This is a genomic window from Mesorhizobium sp. M1A.T.Ca.IN.004.03.1.1, assembly GCF_003997555.1.
GTDB lineage: Bacteria > Pseudomonadota > Alphaproteobacteria > Rhizobiales > Rhizobiaceae > Mesorhizobium.
This window is the reverse complement of the sequence record NZ_RZTV01000721.1, coordinates 1-252: the sequence shown is the minus strand read 5'-3', so window position 1 is coordinate 252 and position 252 is coordinate 1. Positions and strand designations below refer to the sequence as shown.

Below are 252 nucleotides of genomic sequence, written 5' to 3'. Positions count from 1 at the left end.
CCCGCACCGATCAGCGATGCGTTTCGATCGACCATGCGCCGTTTCCCGGCGACGGTGACAGTCATTTCTGCTTGTCGCAACGGCGCGGATCATGGAATGACGGCGACCGCCGTCACATCACTTTCGATGGATCCGCCATCTCTCATCATCTGCCTGAACAATCGCACCTACCTGCATGACATGCTGCTTGAGGTGCCGGAATTCGCAGTCAGCATTCTGACCGACAGGCAGGCAGCCGTATCGGAAGGTTTC

General features: G+C 57.9%; 1 protein-coding gene. It reads left to right on the top strand.

What is annotated here, in order from left to right; translation table 11 throughout:
• Positions 1-252: flavin reductase family protein (locus EOD29_RS33555; protein WP_164764036.1), on the top strand; the 252-nt coding region annotated here is incomplete at both ends.